We start from the raw sequence: 18,957 nt of genomic DNA, 5'->3' as shown, positions 1-18,957 counted from the left end.
TTGCCCCAGAATGTGGTGCGGTCAATACAGACGGAGGGTACGCATGGCTCAATCGACAATGTGGTGGATCCTGGCAGGCGGCGCGGTGGCGCTGGAACTGGTCACGGGCACCTTCTACCTGCTGATGCTCGCCATCGGCCTCGCAGCCGGCGCGCTGGCCGCGCACGCGGGGCTCGCGCCCGTGGGGCAGATCGTCACGGCGGCCGTCATCGGCGCCGGTGCCGTGGTCGCCTGGTACTACGTGCGCAAGGCCAAATACCCGCTCGGCCCGCAGGCGTCGAGCAACCCGGACGTGAACATGGACGTGGGCGAAACCGTCAACGTCGAGGCCTGGAACACCGACGGCACCGCGAATGTGAAATACCGTGGCGCGCAGTGGACCGTGGTCAGCCGCCCGGGCAACAATCCCGTCCCCGGCCAGCATCGCGTGGCCGAAGTCATCGGCAACCGCCTGCTGGTCGACAAGCTCTGAATTCCTGAACATCCGAGGAGAGAAACACCATGGAAATCGCCATCATCCTGTTCGTCATCGCGGCCATCTTCGTCGTCCGCTCCGTCAAGGTCGTGCCACAGCAGAACGCCTGGGTGAAAGAACGCCTGGGCAAATACGCCGGCACCCTCACCCCGGGCCTGAACTTCCTCGTGCCCTTCATCGACCGCGTGGCCTACAAGCACAGCCTGAAGGAAATCCCGCTGGACGTGCCCAGCCAGGTCTGCATTACCCGCGACAACACCCAGCTGCAGGTGGACGGCATCCTGTACTTCCAGGTGACCGACCCGATGCGCGCGAGCTACGGCTCGTCCAACTACATCATGGCCGTGACGCAACTCGCCCAGACCTCGCTGCGCAGCGTGATCGGCAAGCTGGAGCTGGACAAGACCTTCGAAGAGCGCGACATCATCAACGCGCAAGTGGTGCAGGCCATCGACGAAGCCGCGCTCAACTGGGGCGTGAAGGTGCTGCGCTATGAAATCAAGGACCTGACGCCGCCCGCAGAAATCCTGCGCTCCATGCAGGCGCAGATCACCGCCGAACGCGAAAAGCGCGCGCTGATCGCCGCGTCCGAAGGCCGCCGCCAGGAACAGATCAACATCGCCACCGGCGAACGCGAAGCCTTCATCGCCCGCTCCGAAGGTGAAAAGCAGGCGCAGATCAACAACGCACAGGGTGAGGCCGCGTCCATCACCGCTGTGGCCGAAGCCACCGCGCAGGCCATCGAACGCGTGGCCGAAGCCATCCGCCAACCCGGCGGCGAACAGGCCGTACAACTGAAAGTGGCCGAGAAAGCCGTCGAAGCCTACGGCAAGGTGGCATCGGACGCCAACACCACCCTCATCGTCCCCAGCAACATGACCGAAGTGGCAGCCCTCATCGGCTCGGCCATGAAGATGGTGCAAGGCACCCAGGCACGCGGCTGATCGCAACAGCAGGAAAATCGGCCCGCGCATTGAGATACAATGCGCGGTTCCCGGAGAGGTGGATGAGCGGTTTAAGTCGCACGCCTGGAAAGCGTGTGAGGGTTAATAGCCCTCCGCGGGTTCGAATCCCGCCCTCTCCGCCAGATCGCTACACAGTACGGGCCCGTTCATGGGCCCGTTTGCATTTCTACCCCACAATCCATCGAACAATATTGATGGGAGGCGGTTGGAATGAAGAAGCCATCCAGAGAGTTGTTCGAGCGACAAGCTAGGCTGGCTCGGTACAGCCTCGACAAACGAGCTAACAAGACCCAAAGGCATGTGATTCCTGTTGAGAATCGCTATGTTCGTCCTGGTGAGCTAATTGTTGCCCCGAGAAAATTCGATGCGATTCGCGCCTCTGGGCGAGAAACGGTGAAGTTTCTACGCGCAGTTGCTCAAACTATATTACGCGACCAACAGCCTACTGTTCTAGATTTCAGGCACACGGAGTCGTTCTACCCCGTAAGCACGATTTATCTCTACGCGGAGTTGGATCGAATCGTCTCTCTCTCGCATCTGCCCAAGCCAATCACAATTATTGACCCCCATCGAAGAAGGGCACGTGAGGTTCTTAAGCAGATTGGCTTACACGAGATTACCGGCGACAGTTGCGACATCATTCCTGAACGAGAGGACGTGGTGTATTGGAAGGCGTCCAAAGGCAAGGATCAGTCAGGCGAAAAGCTCGCGATTCTGGAGGTAGTTGCAGAAAAGGTGAACAAAGCACACGCTCGGCACATGGAGCTGAGCGGAATATGGCGCGGTGTTAGTGAAGCCGTCGCAAATTCCGTTGATCACGCGTACAAAGTACCTCGTGCTGATGGGTTTAACGGGTTGCCGGAGACACGGTGGTGGATGTTTACCCAGTTGCGTGACGGAATATTTACAGCCGCCGTTTGTGATCTGGGTTGCGGGTACAAGGCAACAATCGCACAGACTATTCCAGAGAAATTCATTTCGGAGCTCGCCAACTTGCTAGTCGGAACCAACCGCGATTCAATAGCTATCCATACAGCCATGGAGTACGGGCGAAGCGGCACGCATCAGAGCGAGCGGGGCAAAGGGTCGCGCGATGCGCTCTCCGTCCTACGTAAACATGGCAATGGGGATCTTATGATCCTCAGCAATACTGGCTGGATTCAGTACACGTACGCGAATGGACGTGAGCAGAAAAAAATCTTTGGTGATCTAGGTATTGACATACGCGGCACCATCATTTGGTGGAAGCTTCCCGTTGGAGATCAAGAATGATTGAAGTTAGCATCGCAAAGGACTTTACGCGATATCCCTCTGGGCGATACAAGCAAAATGGATCCACTAGTGGCGAGGGATTTAGAGAGCGATTTCTCGAGTCCCCACTTTCTGCTGGGGAGATAGTTACCGTCGATTTTGATGGGACCGTAGGGTATGGCTCTTCCTTTTTGGAGGAGGCCTTCGGCGGGTTAGTCCGCTCGCTGAAAAAGCCCGGGTCCTTCTTCGATGAGCATTTAAAGCTGAAATCCTCAGATCCTTCAATCTGCGAAGAAGTACAGGAATACATTAGGGATGCCGCCAAGCTTCTAAATCTATGAGTCCCGAGTATCCATTTCTCACATGGCTTGGCCAAGCGGGCGTAGTGGCACTGGGCTGGTATGTTGTACATAATTTGTCGAGCGGGCGAGATCGAGATAAAGCTCGACGAGAAATGGTCGCGACTTCTGCCGAAGGACTTTCCAACGCTCTTACAGATCTTTTGACCGAAGCTCGAAACTATCACCTTTCGGCCAGAAACGTGACAAGCGAACTCAAGATAAAAATGACTTTGCAGGACATCTCGATGAGGGTCATCGCTCTTTCTGACATTGAATCAGACCAGAAGATACTGACCCCCTGTCGCAGCGAGCTGAGTGCCTTAAGAAGAGCGATCTCAGCTAGGCATTTTGAAGATGAGCATATCGCCCCGCTCAATGAAGCTGATCCGCAGTATCAAGAAATTGCAGAAGCAACGCTTCGAGCTAAGCGAGCGCTTTTGACGGTCAAACACAAGCAATTTCCTCGATAGACATCTCTCAGCGCTAGCTGCTCCCGGTGCTTTCCCGATAATGCGTCACCGGCCATAGAGCCAAGGGGAAAACAAAATGAACAACACCACAAACACCGCACCGCGCTGGCGCGAAGCCTGGTTGGGCGGGTCCGAAGCGGCTGAGAACAAGCTGTTCGATGAACTGGTCGGGCGCATGCATGACGTGCAGCACCGAAACTTGGCGCAAACCTCCGGCGGGCGCAACCTGCGCACGCTGCACGCGGAAATCCTGGCAGGCGTGGACAACGCAGTGCTTGCCGTGTCGCCCGACATTCCCTCCGATCTGGCACAACATCACTTCCAGCCCGGCGCCCAAATCCGTTGCACGGTGCGCCTCTCCAACGCGAGCGGCGTACCGCACGGCGGCAGCAAGCGTGACATGCGGGGCGCTGCGCTTCGGCTGCACTTGCCGGGTGGCGGTGTGCATGAACTGCTGCTGACGAACTTCCCCATTTCTCACGCGCGCGACGCGGAGCAGTTCGTCGACTTTGCTTGCATCATGTCCGGCCCGAAGGCGCTGGTGTTGCCGCGTCTGTTGTTCACGCTGGGGCCGGCGGAGACGCTGCGCGTCCTGCGCAATCTGTCCACGGCCACGGGCGTGACGCGTCGTCTGGCCGACGAGAGTTTCTGGAGCCGTGGTGCGCTGCTGTGGGGCGATGCGGGGCCGGTGCGGCTGAAGCTGCATCCGGCGGCGCGTTCGAACCCGGACGGGCCTGCGCCTTCAGACCTCGCGGCCGACTTCGCCACCCAGCTTGCCGCACACGACGTGGTGTACCAGCTCTCGGCGCAGCGTTTCGTGGATGAGGCCACCACGCCCATAGAAGATGGTTGCACAGGCTGGGCAGAAGGCGCTGTGCCGTTCGTGAAGCTGGCGACGCTCACGATTTCGCGGCGCGATCTGGCGAGCGCGCAAGCCATCGCCATGCGCGAGGCGGTAGACGCGACGCCGTTCAACCCGTGGAACGCGCCGTCGGCGTCCCGGCCCTTGGGCAATCTCAACCGGGTGCGCCGGACGGTCTACGACGCGAGTGCCCGCAACTGGTCGGGCAACAAGTAACGCATCGGCGTGCGGCTGGCCCCGCCGGGGCTTTTCGGGGAAAATTCCGCCTTTCCCCACGAAGACAAGACAAATGCTGCCCCACCAGCTGGAACTGCTGTCCCCTGCCCGCTCGGCCGACATCGGCATCGAGGCCGTGAATCACGGTGCCGATGCCGTCTACATCGGCGGCCCGTCGTTCGGTGCGCGCACCAGCGCGGACAACTCCATCGAGGACATCGAGCGGCTGGTGAAGCATGCGCACCGGTTCCACAGCCGCATTTTCTGCACGGTCAACACCATCCTGCGCGACGACGAGCTGGAGCCTGCGCGCCGCCAGATGATCCAGCTATACGAAGCGGGTGTGGATGCGCTGATCATCCAGGACATGGGCTTGCTCGAGCTCGACCTGCCGCCGATCCAGTTGCACGCCAGCACGCAGTGCGACATCCGCACACCGGAGAAGGCGCGCTTCCTGCAGGACGCGGGGCTTTCGCAGATCGTGCTGGCGCGCGAACTCACGGTGGAGCAGATCGCCGCCGTGCGCGCCGCCACCGACCCGAACCGCACCATCGTGGAGTTCTTCATCCACGGCGCGCTGTGCGTTGCCTACAGCGGGCAGTGCTACATCAGCCATGCGCACACGGGCCGCAGCGCGAACCGGGGCGACTGTTCGCAGGCCTGCCGCCTGCCCTATCAGGTGGTGGACAGCCAGGGCCGCTTCGTCGCGCACGACAAGCACGTGCTCTCGATGAAGGACAACAACCAGAGCGACAACCTGCGCGTGCTCATCGACGCGGGCGTGCGCAGCTTCAAGGTCGAGGGCCGCTACAAGGACATGGCCTACGTGAAGAACATCACCGCGCATTACCGCCGGCTGTTCGACGAGATCCTGGAAGAGCGCCCGGACCTCGCACGTGCATCGAGCGGCGAGTGCACCTTCAGCTTCATGCCCGACCCGGACCAGAACTTCAACCGCGAGTTCACCGACTACTTCGTCAACGGGCGCAAGGAAGACATCGGCGCGTTCGACACGCCCAAGAACCCGGGCCGCAGCATCGGCTGGGTAACGCGCGTGGCCGCGGACCATGTGGAGATCGAGACCTCATCGCCCGAGACCGTGCTGCACAACGGCGACGGCCTCTGCTATCTGGATTTGCAGAAGGAACTGGTGGGCCTGCAGACCAACCGCTGCGAGCCGGTGCAAGGTGCCATCGGCAAGTGGAAGGTGTTCCCCAAAGACCCGATGGCCGGTTTCAAGGACCTGCGCAAGGGCACCGAGGTGAACCGCAACCGCGACATGGACTGGGTGCGCACGCTGGAGAAAAAATCCTCCGAGCGCCGCATCGGCGTGTGGGCGAAGCTCGTCGAAGCAACGGGTGGGCTCGAGTTGCAACTCACCGACGAAGACGGCCACGCGGCGGGCGCCACGCTCGCCTGCGCATGGCAGGCGCCGAAGGACGCGTCGCAGGCCGATGCGAAGCTGCGCGAAGGCATCGCGCGCCTGGGCGAGACGGAGTTCCAGCTGATCGACGCGACCATTGCCCTGCCCCGCGCCTGGTTCGTGCCGGCGTCGCAACTCAACACGCTGCGACGCGACGCCGTGGCCGCGCTGCAGGCCGTGCGCGTGCAGTCGCTGCACCGCCTGCCGCGCGCCGTGCCGGTGGAGCCGCCCGCACCCTACCCGGAAGACACGCTCAGCTACCTGGCCAATGTGTTCAACCACAAGGCGCGCGATTTCTATGCGAAGCACGGCGTGAAGGTGATCGCCGCCGCCTACGAGAGCCACGAGGAAGAAGGCGAAGTCAGCCTGATGATCACCAAGCACTGCGTGCGCTTCTCGCTCAGCCTGTGCCCCAAGCAGGCCAAGGGCGTGACCGGCGTGCAGGGTACGGTGCGCGCCGAGCCGCTGCAGCTCATCAACGGCAAGGAGAAGCTCACCCTGCGCTTCGACTGCAAGCCCTGCGAGATGCACGTGGTCGGCAAGATCAAGCGCTCGGTGATGAACACGGCGCCCGAAGCCCCGGTCAAGTTCTACAAGTCGCGGCCCGCGCAACCTGCGTGACGCCCGCAGGCTGCCGTTAACCTCTGTTTAACGGCAGCGGAATTCTTTTCAATTGCACTGACCTGTCGTTCGCGCGACCATCGCCGCCGGATACACGAATATCCCCGGCGATGAAGCGTGACGATGAGCATGGACCTGTGCGGGTAAACCATTAACCTGTAGGTTCCCATCCAGTCGGTTTTGTCTCCGGCGACGACAAGCAAGGAGACAAGACATGATCAACATCCGCAGAAGGCGGCTCAGCACGCTGCTGGCCGCTTCGTCCATTGGTGCCGCAGGTTGGGTGCGCGCGCAGGACAAGAAACCCCTCACCGTCATCCTCACCGTGCCGGCCGGCACGTCCATCGATGCGCTCGCCCGCACGCTGGGCGAGAAGATGCGTGCGAGCCTCGGCCGCACCGTCGTGGTGGAGTCGCGCCCCGGTGCCGGCGGCGCGGTGGCGGTGCAGTACCTCAAGCAGCAATCGACCGAAGGCTCGGTGCTGATGCTCGCGCCGACCTCGGCGATCTCGATGCACACGCTGTTCTCCAGCACGCCCGCGTTCGACCCGAAGGACATCACGCCGGTGTGCGAAGTGGCCGCCGCGCCGCACACCATCACCGTGAACCGCGCAATGGGCGTGAACAACTTCAAGGAGTATGTGGAGCACATGCGCAAGAACCCGCAGCTGACGTCCATCGGAACGCCCAGCCTCGCCGGGCTGGCCACGCTGATGATCTACCAGATGCGCAAGACGCTGGGCATCGACTTCCAGCACGTGCCGTACAAGGGTGGGCAGCCGCTGCTGGCCGACCTGCTGGGCAACCAGGTGCCGGCCGCCGCTTCGGTGATTGCGGACTACCTGCCCGAGCATCGTTCGGGCCGCCTGCGCATCCTCGTGCACGCGAGCAACGAGCGCTCGCCGCTCGCGCCGGACATCCCGACGTTCAAGGAACTGGGCTATCCGTTCTACGAAGCGCGCACGACATTCGGCTACTACGCCACCAAGGGCACGCCCGACGCGCTGCTGGCCGAATACGCGAAGCTGCTGAGCACGGCCGTGAATTCGCCGGACGTCGTGGAGAAGATCCAGGCCATCGGCCTCACACCGATCGCCGGAAGCACGCCGCAGGGCTACGCCAACGTCGTGGCGAAAGACGCCACGCAGTGGGGCCCGCTGATCCTGGAGTCCGGGCTCAAGATCAACTGATCCGCCGCTGCACGCATGAAGCTCACCGACGAAGAAAAGGCCATGGCCGACGGGCGCGACGGCCCGGGCGTGCAGAAGGCCATGGACCTGCTCATCCGTTACGGCGAGGCGCTGGACGCCGAGCGCCTCGTCGAGACGCGCAATGTGTGCGGCATGATCACCATGTCCATGCCGGTGCAGCGCAGCTTTGCGGAGCGCAAGGGCGGCATGGACGCAGCGCTGTCGGAGTTCGGCCTGGACAGCAGCGAGGCGGTGGAGATTCCGCGCTTCCGCGCGGCCACGCATCACCTGCAACTGGGCTTCGACACGAACCACCCCGAGCTCACCGGCGCCGATGAGCAAAGCATGCAGTTCTATCGCAAGAGCGAAGTGCATGCGGCGAAGCTGGGCGCGCAACTCATGAACACCTGCACGCCCTACCAGGTGGGCAACGTGCCCACGCGCGGCGAGCATTGCGCGTGGATGGAGTCGTCGGCCGTCATCTATTGCAACTCGGTGCTCGGCGCGCGCACCAACACCGAGGGGCGCGAGAGCACGTTCGCTGCGGCCATCACCGCACGCATTCCCTACTGGGGCTACCACCTGCCGGAGAACCGCTTCGCCACGCACCTCGTCGAACTCGACGTGGACGTGGCAACGACGGAAGACTGGGGCCTGCTCGGCTACTTCGTCGGCGAGACTGTGCAGGACCGCGTGCCCGTCATCTCGTCGAAGCGCGGCCTGTCGCGCGTGCCCAACCTGCCGCGCCTCAAGCATTTCGGCGCGGCGGCTTCGTCGTCGGGCGGCGTGGAGCTGTATCACATCGCCGGTGTCACGCCCGACGCGATGACGGTGGAACAGGCGCTCGGTCAGAAGAAGCCGGTCGAGGTGATCCGCTATGGCGAGGCCGAACGCCTGGCCACCTACGAGAAGATCAACGCCTTCGGCAAGGAACGCGACATCCAGTTCGTCATGCTGGGCTGCCCGCACTATTCGCTGGAGCAGTTGTGGGAAGCGAGCGTGCTGCTCGAAGGCCGCAAGGTGCATGAGAACTGCAGGCTGTGGATCTTCACGCCGCATGCCATCAAGGCGCTGGCCGACATGAATGGCTACACGAAAATCATCGAAGCCGCTGGCGGCGTGCTGATGACGGACACGTGTTCGTCCGTCAGCAAATCGGTGCCGCCGGGCACGCGTGCGGCCGCGGTCGACTCGGCCAAGCAGGCGCACTACCTGCCCGCCATGCTGGGCGTGGAGGCCTGGTTCGGCACGACAGCGCAATGCATCGAAGCCGCCTGCACCGGCCGATGGACGGGAGGATTGCAATGATCCTCAAGGGACGGCGCGTGGTCGGCGGTTGCGCCGAAGGCGAAGCGCTCGTCACACGCGACTGGATTTCAGGCTGGGGCGGCGTGGACCCGCGCACCGGCACCATCGTCGAGGTGCGGCACGAGTTGCGCGGCCAGAGCTTCGCGGGCAAGGTGCTCGTGTTCCCGGGGGCGAAGGGCTCTTCAGGCTGGTCGAGCATCTTCCACACCGTGCGGCTGATGGGCAAGGCACCGGCTGCCATGCTGTTCAACGAGATCAACGCCAAGATGGCGCTGGGTGCGGTGGTCACGCACGCGCCCGCCATGACGGACTTCGACGCCGACCCGCTCGAATGCATCAAGACGGGTGACTGGGTGCGTGTCGATGCGGACGCCGGCACCGTGGAGATCGTGCAACGCGCCGCGCCCTGAAGACGCGACACACCCAGGTTCACGTCACTGCTTCTGGAACCCGACGGCGGCAAGCATGCGGCCCCAGCCCTGATGGGCCTCGCGGATGGTCTTCGCAAAGTCCTGTGAATCGGCCCATTGCACTTCAACGCCGCCGTTGCGGAAATCTTCCTTCACCTTGGGCATGGCCATCACGGTGCGCGTCGCTTCGCCGATGCGCGCCACCGTCGCAGCCGGCATGCCGGCGGGGCCGATGATTCCGAGCGACGTGTCCAGGTCCATGCCTTCGACGCCCAGTTCCGACATGGTGGGCAGGTCAGGGAACAACTCACTGCGCCTGGGCGCAACGACGCCGAGCAGGCGCACCTGGCCCGACTTCATGAGCGCGGCAGCGCCGGACGACGATGCGAACTGCAGATGCACACGGCCTGCGACGAAGTCTTTCGCGACATCGTTCGCGCCCTTGTAAGGCACGTGGACCATCTCGATGCCCGCCTGCTTCGCCAGCATCTGGCCGAACACATGCGCCGAGGTTCCGATGCCCTGCGACACGTAGTTCAGTTCACCGGGATGCGCCTTGGCATAGGCCGCCAGCTCCTTCACGTTGGTGGCGGGAATGGACTTGTGCAGCACCAGCACCGTCGGGCCGAGCGCGCATTGCGCAACGGGCGTGAAGTCCTTGAACGGGTCGAACTTGAGTGCCAGCATGGTGTGCGGCAGTTGCGCCAGCGTGGAGGCCGGCGTGTACATCAGCGTGTGGCCGTCGGGCTCGGCCTTCGCCACTTCGGTGCCGGCGATCATGGTGCCCGCACCGGGCCTGTTCTCCACGATGACCGTGGTGCCGAGCAGCGGCGCGAGGAACTGCGCGAGGATGCGCGCCTGCACATCCGTGCCACCGCCAGCCGGGTAGCCGACGATGAGCTTCACCGGCTTGTTGGGCACGGGGAATGTCGCGGCACGCGCCGCCGCTGGCAGCAGCGGCAACGCGGTGAACGAGGCCAGCGCCCCGATGGATGACGCGAGGAATGACCTACGTCCCTGGCTCCAGTTCTGCATGTTTCGTCTCCTTGTCTCCGATGTATTTGTGGATGGCCAGCGCCGCCGCTTCGCCATCGGCCGCGACGACGGCCAGTGTGTAATCCATGCCCGAGCGGATGTCGCCTGCGGCAAAGATGCCCGGCACGCTGGTGGCGCGCGATGCGTCGGTGCGGATGCGGCCCTCGGCATCGAGCGCCAATGCGCCCTGCAGGAAGTCGGTCGCCGGCGAGAGGCCCGCGTAGACGAAGACACCCGCCGCTTCGACGGATTGCTCGCCTGCGTCTGTGCGCAGGCGCACGGCCTTGACCATGTTGTCGCCTTCGACGGCCGTGATCGTCGCCTTGGGCAACAGCTTCACGTTGGGCAGAGCGGCCAGCTCGTTCATGAGGTAAGGCTGTGCGTGCGGCGTTTCGGCGGGGAAAGCCAGTACGACTTCACGCACATGGCGCGCGAGCAGTGCCGCTTCGCTCACGGCGGAATCTCCGCCGCCCGCCACACAGACCACCTCGTCACGGAACAGCGGGCCGTCACAACTCGCGCAGTGCGACACGCCCCGCCCTTCGAGCGCGGCCTCGCCCGGCACGTCGAGCGCGCGGCGCTTCGAACCCGCAGCCACGAGCACGGCACGCGCGGCGACCGCATCGCCCTCCCCGTGCACCACGTGCCGCCCGTCCAGTGACACCTCCAGCCGCTCGACCGTGTCGAGCATGAACTCGACGCCCGCGTCCTCCGCCGCCTCCTGCAGCGCAGGGCCGAGTTCGAAACCGGAGATCCCGCCCGGGTAGGCCGGGTGGTTGCCGATCTTCTCCACCGTCATCACCTGCCCGCCCGCACCCATGCGCTCGATCACCAGCACCTGCAGGCCCGCACGCGCGGCCGCCGCCGCTGCCGTGAGGCCTGCGACGCCCGCGCCGATGACTGCCACATCCACTTCACGCATGCACCGACTCCCGTCCTGTTCTGCCTATGCCCGCCATCAGCGCCAGTCGTCCACCGACACCGTGGCGCGGTGCAGCGCACCCATGATCTGCCAGTACCCGTTCGCCTCGCCGCCCACCACCACCACGTGGATGTCCTTGAGCTCGAACACGCGCACCGGCGAATCGTCCGGCACGCCCACGTAGCGCGCCTTCGGCGATTCGGACTCGCCGAACGTCGCCTTCGAATAAACATAGTTCTGCACGAGCTGCAGGTCCCAGTAGCGGCCCGCCGGCATCTCGGCCGTTTCGTGCACCCACTGGATGAGCTTCTCTTTCGTGTCGAAGCCGCCCCGGTCGATGAACTGCTGCGCGGTGATCGGGTCCAGCAGCAGCACCGGGCCGGTGATGCTGTCGGTGCCCAGCAGCATGTCCTTCACGTGCTCGCGCCAGTACTCCTTGCGCAGGCCCAGGCTGAAGGTGGTGGAGCGGCAGCCGTGGAACACGGTGACCGTGCTCTTGTCTTTGGCAAAGCCCTTCTGCACGTGCAGCGGCTCCCATGGGCTGCGCTCTTCGTTCTCGGCGAACGTGATGCCGTTGTAGGTGTAGTTGTTGCCCAGCGAGCCCATGAAGGTCTCGCCCGGCACCGAGCCGCCCTGCAGGTTCTGCGAGAGCAGCCCGTAGGCGCGGCCGATGGTGGCGTTGGCCTGGTTGTACGGGCCCATGGCGCCGATACCGCAGTTCATGCCGATTTCCTTGCGGATGGGGCCGTTCACCACGCTCATCACCGAGGCAGAGCTCGACGTGCTGCCGCGTGCCGACACGCCGGTGGACGCGAGCGCCAGGATGACGGGGAAGTACTCCGGCTTCGCACCCGCCATTACCGCGTTCACCGCGACCTTCTCCACCGTGTATTCCCACAGGCCACGGTTGGCCGTGGGCTGCATGCGGCCGACGATCTCGTCCGGCTTGCGGCTGGTGCCGGCCAGCATCGCGGCCACACGCTCTTCGGTCGGCAGCACGATGGGCATGAAGTCGGTCCAGCCGTTCTTCTCGAACTCGGCGCGCAGGTTGTCTTCGGTGTCCGGGTCGAGCAGGCGCGGCGTGGTGCGCGCGTACGGCTCGTCACCTGCCAGACCGGCGGCCAGGCCTTGCGTGAGGCCTTCGATGATTTCCTGCATGACCGGGCGGCCGGTATGCGGGTCGTTGCCCTCCACATACGCCTTCAGCTCAGCCTCGCTCTTGCCCATGACAGGCTGCGGCACGAACACCTTGGGTGACTGCGGCAGCCCGCCCATGCGCGACACCGACTCCGCAATCTTCACGAACATGTCGGTGTAGATGGCCACGGTCGGCACGCCGTACTGCGCTTCGAGCGTGATCGCGTGCGTGGCCACGGCGGGCGAGCAGGTGCTGCAATGGCCCACGCCGATGATGGCGGCGTGGCCCTTGTCGCGGATCTCGCTCCACAGCACCGGGTCGTCCTTGCCGTAGTAGCTGGACATCTGGCGCAGCACGACGTTCACGCCGGGCATCTTCGCGGCGAACCAGGCCTGCACCTGCTTGAGCAGTTCCACGGAGTCGTCGAACTTGCTGTCGATCAGGTAGATGGTCTTGCCGTCCAGGCTGGACAGGCGCGGCGCGGGCTGCTTGCGCTTGATCATGGGCGGGTAGCCCACGGGGTTGTGCACGGTCAGCAGCGTGGGGGTCTTGACGGTGGTCAGCATGAAAGATGTTCCTTCAGGAATGCAAAGGTCCGGTCGGCAGCCAGCGCGGCGCTGGATGCGTGGAATGCGGGGCGCTCGTCGCAGTTGAAGCCGTGCCCTGCGTCGTAGCGGTGGATGCGCACCTGCGGTTGCGCGTCGGCGATGGCCTGCACATCGGCTTGCGGGATGTGCGTATCGTGCTCGCCGAAATGCAGCAGCACAGGCACGCGCGGCGTCTCGGTGCGGTAGCCCGCGATGTTGGTGCCGTAGTAGGCCACGGCAGCAGTGAGCTTCGGGTTGCGGCAGGCCGACAGCCACGCCAGCGTGCCGCCCCAGCAGAAGCCGATGACGGCGACCGGCAGGTCGGTCGCGCTTGCGTGGTCGACGGCGGCGTTGACGTCGAGCAACGCCTGCTCGTCCGTCAACCGGCCCTTGAGCGCACGGCCCTGCGCCATGTCGCCCGCTTGATAGCCCAGGCCCGCAGAAGGCCCGCCCGCGCGGTCGAACAGCGACGGCGCAAGCGCATGCCAGCCATGCGCGGCATAGCGGTCGCACAGCGCGCGGATGTGCGCGTTGACCCCGAAGATTTCCTGCAACACGACGAGGGCGCCCTGCGGCTTTCCTTCAGCCTTGGCCTCCCAGGCCCTGAGGGCCTGCCCGTCCTGCGCCTTCAACCCGATCCAGCCCATCTCTTCTCCTGCGATCATGGGTTCATCGGGCCCGGGCGCGCACGCGCTCCATGGCTTCGAATTCGTGCACCTTCTCGGGCCGCAGCGTGCGGTACACGGGCGCCACGGTGCGGTCTTCGTCGGCCAGCGTGATGCGGTCGATCTCGCGCAGGTCTTCGGCGCTGAAGTGGATGTCCAGCGCCTTGATGTTCGCCATCACGTGCTCGGGCTTGTCGGCGCCGCAGATCGTGGTGGCCATGGCCGGGCGCGACAGCAGCCAGGCCAGCGACATCTGCGGCAGCGACCAGCCGCGCTCCTGCGCGAACTTCGCCAGTTGCTCCTGCACACGCCAGTTGCGTTCGCTCTGCCAGCTCAGGGTGGACGGGCTGACTTCGGCCCGCGTGCCCTTGGGCAGCGGGTTCTCGCGATTCACGGCGCCGGTGAGCAGCCCGCCAGCCAGCGGGAAGTACGAGTTCATGCCCACGCCGTACTTCACGCAGAACGGCTCCATACGCTTTTCGAGGTCGCGGTACAGCAGGTTGTAGAAGTCCTGCGCCGACACGATGGAATGCAGGCTGTGCTTTTCCGCCGTCCAGATCGCCTCGCAGATTTCCCACTCGAAGAAGTTGGACACGCCGAGGTAGCGCACCTTGCCGGCGCGGACCAGGTCGTCCAGCGCGCGCAGCGTCTCCTCGATCGGCGTGGCGCGGTCGGGCCAGTGGATCTGGTAGAGGTCGATGTAGTCGGTGCGCAGGCGGCGCAGGCTGGCCTCGCAGGCGTTGATGACGGCCATGCGCGACGTGCCGATGTCGTTCGGGCCGTCGCCCACGCGGTTGCCGAACTTGGTGGCGATGACTGCCTGGCTGCGCTTTCCCTGCAGCGCAGCGCCCAGGCACTCTTCCGACTTGCCGATGCCGTAGCTGTTGGCCGTGTCGAAATAGTTCACGCCGACGCTCAAGGCGCTGTCCACCACCGACGCGGCCTTGGCGGCATCGACGAAATCCCCGAAGGGATAGCAGCCGATGCCGATGGCCGAGACCGACAGGCCCGATCGGCCCACACGGCGGTACTGCATGCCGTTCTTCTGCGCGTGCGTGAGCCCGATGGCCGTGATGCGCGAGGCATCGACGGCTTGCGGTTCGGCGGTGGTGGTGGTCATCTGCGTACTTCCTTTTGTCTTCGTCTTGTCTTCGTTGTTCAGTCGATGCGCATGCCGGTCTCGCGGATCAGCGGCGTCCAGCGCGTGCGGTCGGCCATCACCTTGCGGGCGAGGTCGGGCGACGTGCCGCCCACCGGTTCGAGGCCGAGCCTGTTCAGGCGCTCGACGATGGCGGGCTGGGCCAGCGCGTCGGTGATGGCCGCAGCGTATTCGTTGACCATCGGTTGCGGAATACCGGCCTTCCCGAAGAAGCCGAACGAGGTGACGGCCTGGAACGACGGGTAGCCGAGCTCGGCGAACGTCGGCAGGTCTGGCGCGAGGCGCGAACGCTTGTCGCTCGCATGCGCGAGGATCCGCAGCTTGCCCGCGCGATGGTCGTTCAGGTAGTCGGGCACGATGGACGCGCTGGCCGGCACCTGGCCGCCGAGCAGGTCGGTCAGCAGCGGCTGGCCGCCACGGTACGGCACGACCTGCAGGTCGATGTTGGAGGTCTTGCGGATCTGGTGGACGAGCAGCGACGCCAGGCCAGCCGGGCTGGGCGTACCGACGGAGCCCTTGTCCGGGTTCTTGCGGATCCACTCCACGTATTCCGCGAAGGTGTTGATGCCGGTGGACGCATTCACGGTGATGCCGTGCGGCGCGGAAGCGCCTTCGCACACGGCCACCAGATCCTTCTCGTAGTCGAACGGCGCCTTGGTGGAAAAGAGCGGCAACAGGGAAATGGCCGAGGTCGGCGCCAGCAGCAGCGAATTGCCGTCGGCCTCCAGTTGCTTGATGTGCTGGACGGCCACCACACCGCCGCCGCCGGACTTCGACTCGACCACCACCGGGCGGTTGAGCTTCACCCGCAGGTGCTCGCCCACGAGGCGCGCCAGGATGTCGGAGGAGGTTCCGGGGGGCACGGTCAGGAAGATGGTCAGGGTGCGCGCCTGCGCGCGGACGATTGCGGGTGCGGCAGCCAGCACGGGCAACGCGCCCAGGCCGGCGACCAGCCGCCTTCTGCGGATATCGGTCATGTCTTTGTCTCCTGTGGGCCTTTGGCCCTTTGTGGTTAACAGCTCGCCATGCGATTATTCGCTTGGGGTACAGCAGCGGCAATTGAAAATAAAGCCGTCACTGTTAAAGACGGGTTAACACCTGTTGGTACCGGAAATACAAGGAGACAAGGATGAACCTCAGACAGATGGAAGTGTTCCGGGCGGTGATGCTGTCCGGCGGTGTGAACAGCGCGGCGCAGTTGCTGCACGTGTCGCCGCCGGCGGTGAGCAAGGTGCTGGCGCAGGCGGCACGCGCTTGCGGCCTGGTGCTGTTCGAGCGCGTGCGCGGCCGGCTGTTGCCCACGCCCGAAGCACAGCAGCTCTACGCCGAAATCAACGCGCTCTGGAACAGCGTGGAGAAAGTGCGGGACGTGACGATCCAGCTCGCGCAGCCCGAACAGGCAGCGCTCAAGCTGGTGTGTACCTCGACGGTGGCACCCTTCCTGGTTTCACGCACGATGGCGCGGCTGTATGACAGTTATCCGCACCTCAAGAGCCACGTGCAGGTGACGTCGATCGACATGGTGAACCAGCTGCTGCTCGAACGCACCTTCACGCTGGGCGCGGCGCTCGGCCCGCACGAGCATCCGAACCTGGAGACCATCCGCAGCTACCAGTGCGGCCTCGCCTGCGTGGTGCGCGCCGAGCATCCGCTGGCCAAACGCAAGCTGGTCCGGCCCTCGGACCTCATCGGCGAGCGCATCATCGCGTCACCGGAATCCACGCCGTTCGGGCAGACCCTGCGCCGCGCATTCGGCGCGGCCGCGAGCAGGATGCACATCGACTTCGAATGCGCGAGTTCGACGACGGCCTGCTGGTTCGCGCAGGCCGGCATCGGTGTGGCGGTGGTGGATCGTGTGTCCATCGCGGGGGAACTGCTGGCCGGCCTCGAAGTGCGGCCGTTCCAGTCGGACGAGGTGCTGGAGGTGCACATCCTGCGCAACCGCTACCGGCCCATGTCGGTGGTGGAACGCGCGTTCGTCGACGCGTTCCAGGGCGTCTGGGAACAGTCGGGGATATAGGTCAGCTCAGGAACGTCTGCGTCTCGCCGCCGCCCTGATCACCACTGGCTGCGGAATTGTTCGAGCGGTCCGGGCGAGACGGTTCCGAGATTTCCGCCAGCGTGCCGCCGGATTCTCCGACCTCCAGATTCGTGGCCACGTCGCCGAGCGACACGATGCCGACGAGCTGGTCTTCCTTGTCGAGCACAGGCAGTCTGCGCACCTTGCTTTCGCGCATGCGGTCCATGACCTCCTGAACGGGCTGGTCTTCATAGCAGTAGTCGAGCTTGGGCGACATCAGGTCCTTCACCGGCGTGTCCGCGCCGAGGCCCTGCGCCACGCCGCGCACGACGATGTCGCGGTCGGTGAGGATGCCGACCAGCCGGTTGTTGCTGCACACCGGCAGTGAACCGACGTTCAACTCGTGCATGGCCTGCGCGGCATGCGCCACCGTTTCGGACGGCGACATGGTGCGCACGCCCCGCGTCATGATTTCGGAAACAGTCGTCATGGGATTCTCCTTTCGTTCCGGATGTGAAAACCCGGCCACCGGCCGGGGTTGCTGCGATCAACAGGCGCCAGGGCCATCGGCCCCGGGCTTACTTGTGCTGCTTGCCCTGGTTGCAGCTGTCGTTGCCGGAAGCGGCTGACGAACCGGACGCGGAAGAGCCCGATGCAGAAGACCCCGAGGACGAGGAGCCGGCTTTGCCCTGCTGGCTCGCGCGGTCGCTGCGCCAGTTGTGATAGTCCGGGTCGTGGTGCTGCTGGCGGCGGCGGCCCCAGTTGCCGGCGTCGTCCTGCCCGCCACCGTAGTTGCCGGAGCCGTAGCTCTCACTGAAGTCGACACGTGCGCCGGCATACCCGCCCGCGTAGCCGCTGTTGTTGCCGCCCGCGTTGCGGCCGGAGGCACCGGAGCGGCCGGAATAGCCGCCGGCATACCCGCCGCCCGAACTGCCGCTACCCCAGTAGCCGCCGGTTTGACCGTCGTCCTGACCGTCGTAGCCGCCCTGGCCGGAGCGGTTGCCATAGCGGCGCTCCTCGTCATACCAGCCGCGTTGGCCTTGGCCACCCTGTCCGTACCCGCCGCGATCGCCGCGGTCGCCACGGCTGAAGTCCTGACGGTACTGGCCGCCCCGATTGGCGTTCTGTTCATAAGCGGAATTGCCGGGCTGGAATCCGCGTTCGAAATCGCGGTCGTTGCGATCAAAGCCGCGATTCTGGCCTTGCTGGTAGCCGCTTTCATAACCTCCGCCCTGCTGACGGGAGCCTTGGGAAAACGCCGATTGCTGGTTGTCGTAGCCGCCGTAGCCGCTGGCAGAATCGTCCTGCCGGAAATCGTCCTGACGGCCCCCGCCCTGTTGATTGCCACCGTACTGGCCGCGACGGTTACCGTAGTCATGCTGGTTCATGGATGTACTCCTCTGTGATGAATGGCCCGCATTCACAGCGAGAGCGGGTCCATGAACCAGTTGTAGAACGTACGGGCCGTGCCTGCTGTCGGACGACCCGCCGGGCCAATCGCTACTGCAACGTCACGTAGAAGCGGCAACAGGCGGTGAGGCCTACTTACTTGCCTTGCGGCCGCCCTTGCGCGAGGCCGTCTTGTTGTCCGGCGTGCCGCGACCCGAGCCGGACTTGTTGCCGCCGCCCGATTCCTTGTTCACCGTGGCCCAGGCGCGGCGCTCGGCTTCACCCTTTGCGAGGCCACGCTTCTCGTAGCCCTCCTCGATGTGCTCGGCCTTGCGCTTTTGCTTGTCCGTATAGGCTGATTTGTCACCTCTTGGCATACCGGTCTCCTTTCGAAAGAAAGGTTCAGATTCGACCGTTCCGGCGATGCCGGATGTCGGCCAGCGTCGCCCCTGTCAGTCGGACGCCTTCTTCCAAGACACGGCAGACCTTGCAGATCGTTTTTGGCACGACT

20 protein-coding genes and 1 tRNA gene are annotated in these 18,957 nt (G+C 64.5%); 12 read left to right on the top strand and 9 right to left on the bottom strand.

Annotation, left to right across the window (positions count from 1 at the left end):
* The first annotated feature begins 43 nt into the window (after positions 1-43).
* The 11 genes from ACO2Q9_RS10630 to ACO2Q9_RS10580 all read left to right on the top strand — a co-directional run bounded on the left by ACO2Q9_RS10630 (position 44) and on the right by ACO2Q9_RS10580 (position 9,531).
* Positions 44-472 carry an NfeD family protein gene (locus ACO2Q9_RS10630; RefSeq protein WP_423311031.1) on the top strand — a complete coding sequence of 143 codons (429 nt, stop codon included), beginning with the start codon at positions 44-46 and terminating at the stop codon, positions 470-472.
* Between the two features lie 29 nt (positions 473-501).
* On the top strand, positions 502-1,419 hold the full coding sequence (locus ACO2Q9_RS10625; RefSeq protein ID WP_423311029.1) for an SPFH domain-containing protein: 918 nt from the start codon (positions 502-504) through the stop codon (positions 1,417-1,419).
* Positions 1,420-1,471: 52 nt separating this feature from the next.
* Positions 1,472-1,562: transfer RNA gene (locus tag ACO2Q9_RS10620), tRNA-Ser, on the top strand.
* Between the two features lie 88 nt (positions 1,563-1,650).
* Positions 1,651-2,712, top strand: a complete 1,062-nt coding sequence (locus ACO2Q9_RS10615; protein ID WP_423311027.1) for a hypothetical protein — start codon at positions 1,651-1,653, stop codon at positions 2,710-2,712.
* A complete protein-coding gene (locus ACO2Q9_RS10610; RefSeq protein WP_423311025.1) occupies positions 2,709-3,032 on the top strand; it encodes an STAS-like domain-containing protein in 324 nt (107 codons plus the stop codon). The genes ACO2Q9_RS10615 and ACO2Q9_RS10610 overlap by 4 nt, the downstream gene beginning before the upstream one ends.
* On the top strand, positions 3,029-3,502 hold the full coding sequence (locus ACO2Q9_RS10605) for a hypothetical protein (RefSeq protein ID WP_423311023.1): 474 nt from the start codon (positions 3,029-3,031) through the stop codon (positions 3,500-3,502). The genes ACO2Q9_RS10610 and ACO2Q9_RS10605 overlap by 4 nt, the downstream gene beginning before the upstream one ends.
* A 76-nt stretch (positions 3,503-3,578) precedes the next feature.
* Positions 3,579-4,580 (top strand): hypothetical protein, encoded by a 1,002-nt coding sequence (locus ACO2Q9_RS10600; RefSeq protein ID WP_423311021.1) that lies wholly within the window; start codon positions 3,579-3,581, stop codon positions 4,578-4,580.
* 73 nt (positions 4,581-4,653) lie between these two features.
* Positions 4,654-6,624 carry a peptidase U32 family protein gene (locus ACO2Q9_RS10595; protein WP_423311019.1) on the top strand — a complete coding sequence of 657 codons (1,971 nt, stop codon included), beginning with the start codon at positions 4,654-4,656 and terminating at the stop codon, positions 6,622-6,624.
* Between the two features lie 214 nt (positions 6,625-6,838).
* The gene (locus tag ACO2Q9_RS10590) at positions 6,839-7,813 is read left to right on the top strand and encodes a Bug family tripartite tricarboxylate transporter substrate binding protein (protein WP_423311017.1); all 975 of its coding nucleotides are present in this window, start codon (positions 6,839-6,841) and stop codon (positions 7,811-7,813) included.
* A 15-nt stretch (positions 7,814-7,828) separates the two neighbouring features.
* Complete coding sequence (locus tag ACO2Q9_RS10585) at positions 7,829-9,121, top strand: aconitase X (protein WP_423311015.1); 1,293 nt, start codon at positions 7,829-7,831, stop codon at positions 9,119-9,121.
* Entirely contained in the window at positions 9,118-9,531 is a 414-nt protein-coding gene (locus ACO2Q9_RS10580) for an aconitase X swivel domain-containing protein (RefSeq protein WP_423311013.1), read from the top strand. Before ACO2Q9_RS10585 ends, ACO2Q9_RS10580 begins: the two co-directional genes overlap by 4 nt.
* Positions 9,532-9,555: 24 nt before the next feature.
* Here ACO2Q9_RS10580 and ACO2Q9_RS10575 read toward each other — a convergent pair whose 3' ends face one another.
* The 6 genes from ACO2Q9_RS10575 to ACO2Q9_RS10550 are packed head-to-tail and all read right to left on the bottom strand — an operon-like array spanning position 9,556 to position 16,014.
* A complete protein-coding gene (locus tag ACO2Q9_RS10575; RefSeq protein ID WP_423311011.1) occupies positions 9,556-10,566 on the bottom strand; it encodes a Bug family tripartite tricarboxylate transporter substrate binding protein in 1,011 nt (336 codons plus the stop codon).
* Complete coding sequence (locus ACO2Q9_RS10570) at positions 10,541-11,488, bottom strand: NAD(P)/FAD-dependent oxidoreductase (RefSeq protein ID WP_423311009.1); 948 nt, start codon at positions 11,486-11,488, stop codon at positions 10,541-10,543. Before ACO2Q9_RS10570 ends, ACO2Q9_RS10575 begins: the two co-directional genes overlap by 26 nt.
* A gap of 36 nt (positions 11,489-11,524) precedes the next feature.
* Positions 11,525-13,192: a UGSC family (seleno)protein gene (locus tag ACO2Q9_RS10565; RefSeq protein ID WP_423311007.1), complete on the bottom strand. Its 1,668-nt coding sequence runs from the start codon at positions 13,190-13,192 to the stop codon at positions 11,525-11,527.
* Positions 13,186-13,878, bottom strand: coding sequence for a dienelactone hydrolase family protein (locus ACO2Q9_RS10560; RefSeq protein ID WP_423311005.1), 693 nt, complete (start codon positions 13,876-13,878; stop codon positions 13,186-13,188). The genes ACO2Q9_RS10565 and ACO2Q9_RS10560 overlap by 7 nt, the downstream gene beginning before the upstream one ends.
* 4 nt (positions 13,879-13,882) lie before the next feature.
* Entirely contained in the window at positions 13,883-14,998 is a 1,116-nt protein-coding gene (locus tag ACO2Q9_RS10555) for an aldo/keto reductase (protein WP_423311003.1), read from the bottom strand.
* Between the two features lie 38 nt (positions 14,999-15,036).
* A complete protein-coding gene (locus tag ACO2Q9_RS10550) occupies positions 15,037-16,014 on the bottom strand; it encodes a tripartite tricarboxylate transporter substrate-binding protein (RefSeq protein WP_423311001.1) in 978 nt (325 codons plus the stop codon).
* 152 nt (positions 16,015-16,166) lie between these two features.
* On the opposite strand from ACO2Q9_RS10550, the gene ACO2Q9_RS10545 reads away from it, so the two are divergent.
* Positions 16,167-17,057, top strand: a complete 891-nt coding sequence (locus tag ACO2Q9_RS10545) for a LysR substrate-binding domain-containing protein (protein WP_423310999.1) — start codon at positions 16,167-16,169, stop codon at positions 17,055-17,057.
* 1 nt (position 17,058) lies between these two features.
* Here ACO2Q9_RS10545 and ACO2Q9_RS10540 read toward each other — a convergent pair whose 3' ends face one another.
* From ACO2Q9_RS10540 to ACO2Q9_RS10530, 3 genes are all read right to left on the bottom strand, one after another.
* The gene (locus ACO2Q9_RS10540; protein ID WP_423310997.1) at positions 17,059-17,547 is read right to left on the bottom strand and encodes a CBS domain-containing protein; all 489 of its coding nucleotides are present in this window, start codon (positions 17,545-17,547) and stop codon (positions 17,059-17,061) included.
* An 88-nt stretch (positions 17,548-17,635) separates the two neighbouring features.
* On the bottom strand, positions 17,636-18,445 hold the full coding sequence (locus ACO2Q9_RS10535; protein ID WP_423310995.1) for a hypothetical protein: 810 nt from the start codon (positions 18,443-18,445) through the stop codon (positions 17,636-17,638).
* A 153-nt stretch (positions 18,446-18,598) separates the two neighbouring features.
* Entirely contained in the window at positions 18,599-18,823 is a 225-nt protein-coding gene (locus ACO2Q9_RS10530; protein ID WP_423310993.1) for a hypothetical protein, read from the bottom strand.
* Positions 18,824-18,957 lie beyond the last annotated feature (134 nt).

Origin of the sequence: Variovorax sp. VNK109, from assembly GCF_049445855.1 — a bacterium.
In the GTDB taxonomy this organism is placed as follows: Bacteria; Pseudomonadota; Gammaproteobacteria; order Burkholderiales; family Burkholderiaceae_C; genus JAGOCV01.
The sequence above is the reverse complement of the archived record's forward strand: the minus strand, read 5'-3'. Positions and strand labels throughout refer to the sequence as shown.